The organism is Pseudomonas sp. SbOxS1, assembly GCF_013416725.1.
Taxonomy (GTDB): domain Bacteria; phylum Pseudomonadota; class Gammaproteobacteria; order Pseudomonadales; family Pseudomonadaceae; genus Aquipseudomonas.
Genome location: NZ_JAAVXC010000028.1, coordinates 24,348 through 31,966, shown reverse-complemented (window position 1 = coordinate 31,966; position 7,619 = coordinate 24,348). Strand labels below are relative to the sequence as shown.

The window sequence follows — 7,619 nt, the reverse complement described above, 5'->3', positions numbered from 1 at the left end:
GCCTGCTCCAGGTAGGAGCGGACTTTCTCGTAATGCGCCCGGCTGACCATGGCGCCCAGGCGGTTTTCCGGGTCCAGGGGGCTGCCCATTTTCCATTCCAGCATCTGCACGCCGATGCGCTTGAGCAGTTCGTCCTTGATGTCGGCATGCACGATCAGGCGCGAGGAGGCGGAGCAGTTTTCGCCCATGTTCCAGAACGCGCCGTTGACCACGTGGCTGGCGACCGAGTCGAGGTCTGCCACGTCCTTCATGACCACGGCCGGGTTCTTGCCGCCACACTCCAGCACGATGCGCTTGAGGTTGGAATCCGCCGCATAGTTGAGGAAGCGCCGCCCGGTCGCCGTGGAACCGGTGAAGCTGACCATCGACACGTCCATGTGCCGGCCCAGTGGCTCGCCGACTTCACCGCCACCGCCGGACAGCACGTTGAACACACCGGCCGGCACACCGGCTTCAAACGCCAGCTCGGCGACCCGCAACGCGGTCAGGGTGGTTTCCTTGGCCGGCTTGACGATGATCGAGCAACCGGCGGCCAGGGACGGGCCAATCTTCCAGGCCAGCATCAGCAGCGGGAAGTTCCATGGCAGCACCAGGCCGACCACGCCGATGGCTTCACGCACCACCAGGGTCAAGGCGCCGTTGCCGACCGGTGCCGTGTTGTCGTAGATCTTGTCGATCAGCTCGGCATGCCAGCGCAGGGTGTGAATGGTTTCGGGCACATCCGTGAGCTGGCATTCGCGCACCGGTTTGCCGCTGTCCAGGCTTTCCAGCACTGCCAGTTCGTGAGCGTTCTGCTCCACCAGGTCGGCAAAGCGCAACAGCACTTTCTTGCGCTCGCCGGGGCTCAGCTTGTGCCAGCGACCGTCTTCGAAGGCCGCCTTGGCTTTGGCCACGGCGAAGTCAACGTCCTGGGCATTGCAGGCGGTGATTTCGGCCAGCACTTCATCGGTCGCCGGATTGGTCGTGGTGAAGGTGTTGCCCGACAACGAGGTGTAGGCCTCGCCATTGACGAATGAGCGGGTCGGGAACTTCAAGTCCCGGGCAATGGCGGCATATTCAGCCGCGCTGAGAAGGCCAGTCATTTTGCGCTCCCGGTCACCTGGGCGACCTCACGTTTCAGCGTGCTGATGATCTCCTGCAGGGCCTGTTTCTCGTGCTCGTACATCGGCTGCAGCGGCGAACGCACACTGCCGGTGCGCAGGCCGTTCAACTCGCAACCCACCTTGATCGACTGGACAAACTTGCCGCTTTCCAGGAAGTCCATCAGGGGCATGAAGGCGCTCATGATCTTGCGGCCTTTATCAAAGTCCTTTTCCACCACGCAGGCTTCGTACAAGGCCACGTGCTCGCGCGGGATGAAGTTCGAGCCGGCGCACACCCAGCTGCGCGCACCCCAGGCGAAGAACTCCAGGGCCTGATCATCCCAGCCGCAGGACAGGCTGATGTTCGGGTAGTCCCGCGCCAGGCGATGGACCTGGGCCATGTCGCCCGAGCTTTCCTTGATGGCGACGATGTTCTTGCTCTCGGCCACCGCGGCGAAATACTCCGGGCCCATGCTCACGCCCATGCGCGCCGGGTAGTTGTAGAGCATGATCGGCAGGTCGGCGGCACGGTCGACGGTCAACGCATGGATGGCGTTTTCTTTCTCGGTCGGCAGCGCGTACGGCGGCGAACCCACCAGGATGGCGTCGGCCTTGATGGCCCGGGCGGCCTTGGCGTATTCGACCGAGTCTTCGGTACGGATGGCGCCGGTGCCGATCACCAGGGGCAAGCGTGTGCCGATGACGTCCTTGGCTTGGGTCGCCAGTTCGATGCGCTCTTGCGAGGTATGGGCGTAGTACTCACCGGTCGAACCACCGATGATGATGCCGTGCACCTTGGATTCGATCAGGTACTCGAGCACTTCGGCGAATGCCGCTTTGTCGATGTCACCACTGGCGGTCAGGGGCGTGATTGCCGGGGTGTAGATGCCTTCGAATTTCATGATTACTTCTCCATCACTAAGGGAATAATTTCAATCGTGTGTCCACCACTCTGAGGTGGGGACAACTCACCACTTCGATTCAACTGCTCAATGCCGCCGCGTCGCGCAAACTCAGCGAACGTGTTTCAGGTGCCATGGCCCAAGCCGCCGCAAGCCCGATAAAGGTGACAACTGCTGCCACATACATGGTGTTGCCAATGCCCAGGGTCTGCAGCGAAACCGGCACCAGATAAGTGCCGACTGCTGCACCAATACGTGAAAGCGACGTACCAATCCCTACCGCAAAAGCGCGAATTTCCGTTGGGAACAGTTCGTTCGGATAAACCAGTTGCAGTACCTGTGCACCACCAATAAACAAGGCATAGGCACCAAACAGGAACAAAACAAGCAGTGCATTGCTACTTGAGAAAGTTGCCAGTAACAACAACGACAATCCCGACCAGAGAAAACTGTGGATCAACATGCTGCGTCGACCCATGACGTTGATCAGCCACGTTGCAAGCACGCAACCGACGACAAACAACAAGGTAATAGCCATGGAGCCATAGGACGCCCACTCGCCTTTCAGATTAAGTGCCAGCAGAACTTTCGGCGCGAAGGCATAAACAGCGAACACTGGAATGATCGAACACGACCAGAACACCGAGACAAAGAACAAACGCTTGCCATAACCGGAATGCAGCAAATCTCGAAATGACATTTTCTTTGCGTGAGGTTCTTCAGGCAGGTCCCGTAGCGAATAGTGCTGGCCATAAACCCGCTTGATCACACCCTCGGCCTCACCGTCGCGGCCTTTGCTCAACAGCCAGCGCGCGGATTCCGGCGTACCGATGCGCAGCACCAACAAGATCAACCCGACCACAGCGGCGCTGGCCAACGCATAGCGCCAGGAATCATCACCGCCCGAATTAAGAATCGCGTTGCCCACGACATAAGCGAATGCCGCACCGGCAAACCACAGGATCGTCAGGGCGGCGAGCCTTGGGCCGCGTTGTTTCTTCGGCAGGAACTCCACCAGCAGCGACGTCGCCACCGGGTATTCGATGCCCACTGCCAGGCCGATGATGAACCGCAAGGCGAACAATGCAGGCGCCGACTCCACCCAGAATTGCGCCAACGAGCACATGATGAACAGCGATGGCCCGATAAAATAAACTTTCTTGCGCCCCAACCTGTCAGTCAGCCAACCGCCGAGAAAACCACCAAAAAACACGCCCATCAATGCCGACGCGGCGATCATGCCCTGCCAGAACTCCGAGAGATTCAAGGCAGCGGTAATTTGCATCATCGCGATGCCGATAATACTCAATACATACCCATCGACAAATGACCCACCACCCGAACGGGCAGTCAGTAAACGATGAAAGTTATTGAGCGGAACATCTTCAACAGATGCATTAGGACTTGTCATTATTGTCTCCTATTTCGCCTCGTTAATTCGATGGACTGAAGCGTAAGCCCAAAATCCGAACAAACAGAAACCGTTGCGGCAGAATGTGTCAGCCCAACGGGATCACCCGTTGAACTAACGCCTGCTACCAACAGATTTAACTCAAACGCTATAAATAACTGCTATTGGATTTAGCTTTCTTTACCTGCGCGACATTGGCCCCACAGCAAGTTCATATTGACGCCCGCTGAAAGTATCGGCTCAGGCGGGTTTTTATTGGGCCCGGGAGAGGCCAATAGAAAATCGATCAGATGACTCTTCTTGCCCGCCAGCCAGTCGGCCAGCAACGTACCCGTGACGGTGCCTCGCGTGACACCCAACCCATTGCAGCACAGGGCGCCATAAACGTTAGTTGCCAGCTGGCCGAAATGAGCCATGTGGTTTCTGGACAGCGCCAACGACCCACCCCAGGTGTACTCGAAGTTGACCTCGGGGAGCATCGGGAAGCGGCGCTCGAACGACTCTTTGTGCCGTTCCTTGAAGCGCTGCAGGTATTTCTGCTGACTGCGGCCGTCGGCGTTAAAGCTGAAGCTGTTACGCACCAGCAGGCGATTGTCGGTTGTTCGGCGCAACGTGGTGCCGAAAGGGTCGGCGGGAATCACGCCCCAATAAGGCTTGCCGCCCAAACGTGCTTGCTCGTCTGGCGTGAGCGGGCGAGTGAGGCTCCCGTAGGTAAAGATCGGCAGCATCCGCCCCGTCAAGAAGCCGAAGCTCATGGCGAACGCGTTATTGGTCAGGAGTAATTTGTCAGCAACGATCCGTCCAGTCTTATGGATAAGGACGGTCTTGTCCCCATATTCCACTTCAGTAATGGGCGTATTTTCATAAAGCGTGACGTTGGCCGGCAGTGTATCGGCCAGGCCTTTGACCAGCGCGGCCGGCTGTATCAGTGCAGTGCCTGGGGTAAACAAGGCTTTGCGATAGAAGTGCGTGCCGATATGACTCGGCAAGTCCTTCTCTTCGATCATCTGGTATTCCTGACCGAGCTTGTCCAGGCCGCGACGGTAAGCATCCAAGACCCCGATGCCGCGATCTTCAATGGCTGCCTGGTACTTTCCACACAGGCGGAATTGACACTCGATGCGGTGTTTTTCAACGAGATCTTTCAGGATGGACTGACCCGTCAGGTTCAACTCCATGCTGATTTTGGCGGTCTTGATATCACCGATATAGTCGTCAGCGCCGATATCATGGGGCAGGTCAATGGCGAAGCCGGCGTTTCTTCCGGATGCGCCATAGCCCACTTCCTGGGCCTCGATCAGCACAATCTCGTCATCAGGAAAATTCAGCGCCAGCTGACGCGCTGCCGCAAGTCCCGTGAATCCCGCCCCCACTACCACCCAACGGGCGGTACGGGAACCCTGGAGCGCTGGACGAGCGACCCTGGGTTGGCTGAGGTGAAACCAGCCACATGTAGCGTCATCTGCCGGTGTGTATTTGACTTTAGTCATTTTCGCGACCTGGGTTCTCTTATATTTGTACTTGCCAAAAGCATCCCTTGCGCTCGATGTCATCAAGCCTCATGGCGTGCTCATGCGATTGACATCGGTATTGCCTGTTAAAACGTCAGCGCCACATCAAGACCTTCCGGCGCGGCGTATTCGGACATCCGGCGACGGGACAGTTCCAGATGTGCGCGCGCAGTCTCCCCGGCCACAACCGGATCATGGTTTTCAATGGCGCTGATCATGTCGTCATGCTGCCGGGCTGCCAGCTCCAGGTCTTCCTGCATGTCCACTGTCGTGGGGTGGCGATAGAAGATCTTGCCCAGCCGTGCATGGTCGATCAGCAAGCGTTGCAAGCTCGGCATCAGATAGGCGTTGTGCGCCATCCTGCCGATCTGCAAATGGAATTTGTCATTGAACAGCACCCGCTTCTCGACATCCTTTTCCTCAATGGCTGTACGGAAAAACGCCTGGATACGTTTCAACTTTGCGATCTCGGAAGAGGTTGCGTGGACCGCCGCCAACTGGGTGGTAGCGATGTAAATCAGAGGGGCAGCCAGGAAAAAGCTGCGCAACGATTCATGACTCATGGACGACACGCGGGCGGCCCGGTTCGCTTCGAGATCGATGTAACCCTCTGCCGCCAGTTGGCGCATGAGTTCTCGCACCGGAGGGCGTGACAGACCGAACTCATCACACAAGGCCTGCTCATCCACTACAGCGCCTGGCGTCAGCTCCATATTGAGGATCCGGCGGCGCAGCGCTTCTCCCAGCACGGCTTTACGATCAATTGGCAACACGACGGGGGCCTGCTGATCGCGTTCAATTGTGGCCATTTAGAATCCTTCATACGGGTGCGTGAGGGTGGTCTGCTGCCTGTGCCCAGACTATATGACAGCATTATTCTTTGTGTCTACAATTAAAATACAATGAAAATAACGACACCTCGCGCAATCGACGAATGGTGCTGCGCGCCACCTCTGGGTCGTTTCTCAGAATTGCCAAGCATGGAGTGCCGTCGCTCAGAGGACGCTAATTGACGGCGCGCGTTAACGATAATACATTGTGTATACACAAAGTATTTTCACGTTGAAAAGAGTTGAGTTTGCATGACAGTTTCAAGAAGAAACGTACTCATTGGTGCAGGTGCCGGCGCTGGAATCATTGCTGCCGGAGGCGCGACAGCACTGTTGCGCGACGGCGTGCCGAATGAACCTGATTCATTACTGCGAATCGGCTCGCTGCCTTCGGATGATGCAACCCCTGGCTGGTTCCACACGAGCCGCCATCGTCAACCACAACCGCCCCTGGTCGGCGATGCCAAGGCACCCTGGGTGGTGGTCGGTGCCGGGTTCACCGGGTTGGCGGCAGCCCGTCAGCTGGCGCTGAACTTCCCGGATGACACGGTCATTCTCGTGGAGGCGCAGCAGGTCGGTTTCGGAACCTCCGGTCGTAATGCCGGCTTCCTTATCGACGTGCCCCATGACATCGGCGCACCGGACTACATCGGGGATCCGACAAATGCCAGGAATGTCCTGGCGCTCAATCAACGGGGGCAAGGCATTCTTCGCGACCTGGTTGACCAACACCACATCGTCGATGCCCAGCTTCGTCACTCGGGCAAGTACCAGGCGGCAGTCGAGGACAAAGGCATTGCCGTGCTCAATGCCTACCGCGGTGGCCTGGAAAAGCTGGGGCAACCTTGTGAGTTGATCGAGGGTTCGGAGCTGCGAGATCACATTGGCACCTCCTTCTATCGCAAGGCGCTGTACACCCCCAACACCATACTGGTGCAGCCGTCGGCGCTGGTGAAAGGCCTGGCCGATTCCCTGCCCGAGAATGTGAAGCTGTACGAAGATACGCCTATCACAGCGGTCGACTATGGCGAAAAAACCGTCCTGCATCATCCTACCGGCCGAATCACGGCTGACAGGCTCGTGTTGGCGAACAACGCCTTCGGCGCCTACTTCGGCTTCCTGCAAGGGAAGATGTTGCCGATCTTCACCTATGGCAGCCTGACCCGACCCTTGACGCCAGCCGAGCAGGCCAGCATCGGCGGCAAGGAGTTCTGGGGCGTGATCCCGGCCGATCCGTTTGGCACGACGCTGCGCCGTACCCATGACAACCGGATCCTCGTGCGCAACAGCTTCAGCTTCAACCCCGATGGGCGCGCCAAGACCAACTACACCAACAAAGTTCGCCCGGCCCACCGGCTCTCGTTCGAGCGACGCTTCCCGACACTGGCGAACGTCGAGTTCGAGCATACGTGGGGCGGCGGATTGGCAATGACGCGCAACGGCGCGGGCTTCTTCGGTGAGCTACGGCCCAACGTCTACGGCGCACTGGGCTGCAATGGACTGGGGACAGTGCGCGGCACCGCCACCGGAACGCTGCTGGCCAACCTGTTGGCAGGCAAACGCGAAAACCTGACCGAGTACCTCCTGGCCGCACCAAAGCCAAACTGGAATCCGCCCCAGCCTATGCTGTCGATCGGCGTGAACTTCACTCTGCGAAAAGGTCAGTACGCTGCCGGCCTGGAAGCCTGAAGCGCCGACAACTGGAACAAGTTCCACCTGATTGCGACAAACGCCAAGGCTGACGCCTTGGCCGTTTTCTCGGGTTTTTTGTCCTAACGGACTGAGATCGCGTGCTTCTAGGATACCGGACCGACTCTCCGCTCCCAGCCCGACCAAAAAACCGAGGCGCGCATGCTCGATCCCCGGACAAAAAATCCTGCCCA

Annotated in this window: 6 protein-coding genes; 1 reads left to right on the top strand and 5 read right to left on the bottom strand. The window is 58.2% G+C overall.

The genetic code is table 11. The features are described 5' to 3' along the window. From HFK74_RS22690 to HFK74_RS22670, 5 genes are all read right to left on the bottom strand, one after another. A partial coding sequence (locus tag HFK74_RS22690; RefSeq protein WP_180205428.1) for an aldehyde dehydrogenase family protein occupies positions 1-1,082 on the bottom strand: 1,082 nt, incomplete at its 3' end. Beyond that, on the bottom strand, positions 1,079-1,984 hold the full coding sequence (locus HFK74_RS22685; RefSeq protein ID WP_180205427.1) for a dihydrodipicolinate synthase family protein: 906 nt from the start codon (positions 1,982-1,984) through the stop codon (positions 1,079-1,081). The genes HFK74_RS22690 and HFK74_RS22685, both read right to left, overlap by 4 nt. Before the next feature lie 79 nt (positions 1,985-2,063). Further along, entirely contained in the window at positions 2,064-3,395 is a 1,332-nt protein-coding gene (locus tag HFK74_RS22680) for an MFS transporter (RefSeq protein ID WP_180205426.1), read from the bottom strand. Between the two features lie 170 nt (positions 3,396-3,565). Continuing rightward, on the bottom strand, positions 3,566-4,885 hold the full coding sequence (locus tag HFK74_RS22675; RefSeq protein WP_180205425.1) for an FAD-binding oxidoreductase: 1,320 nt from the start codon (positions 4,883-4,885) through the stop codon (positions 3,566-3,568). A gap of 107 nt (positions 4,886-4,992) precedes the next feature. Further along, entirely contained in the window at positions 4,993-5,715 is a 723-nt protein-coding gene (locus HFK74_RS22670) for a GntR family transcriptional regulator (protein WP_180205424.1), read from the bottom strand. Positions 5,716-6,105: 390 nt separating this feature from the next. On the opposite strand from HFK74_RS22670, the gene HFK74_RS22665 reads away from it, so the two are divergent. After that, on the top strand, positions 6,106-7,425 hold the full coding sequence (locus HFK74_RS22665; RefSeq protein WP_180205431.1) for an FAD-binding oxidoreductase: 1,320 nt from the start codon (positions 6,106-6,108) through the stop codon (positions 7,423-7,425). The last annotated feature ends 194 nt before the right edge of the window (positions 7,426-7,619 follow it).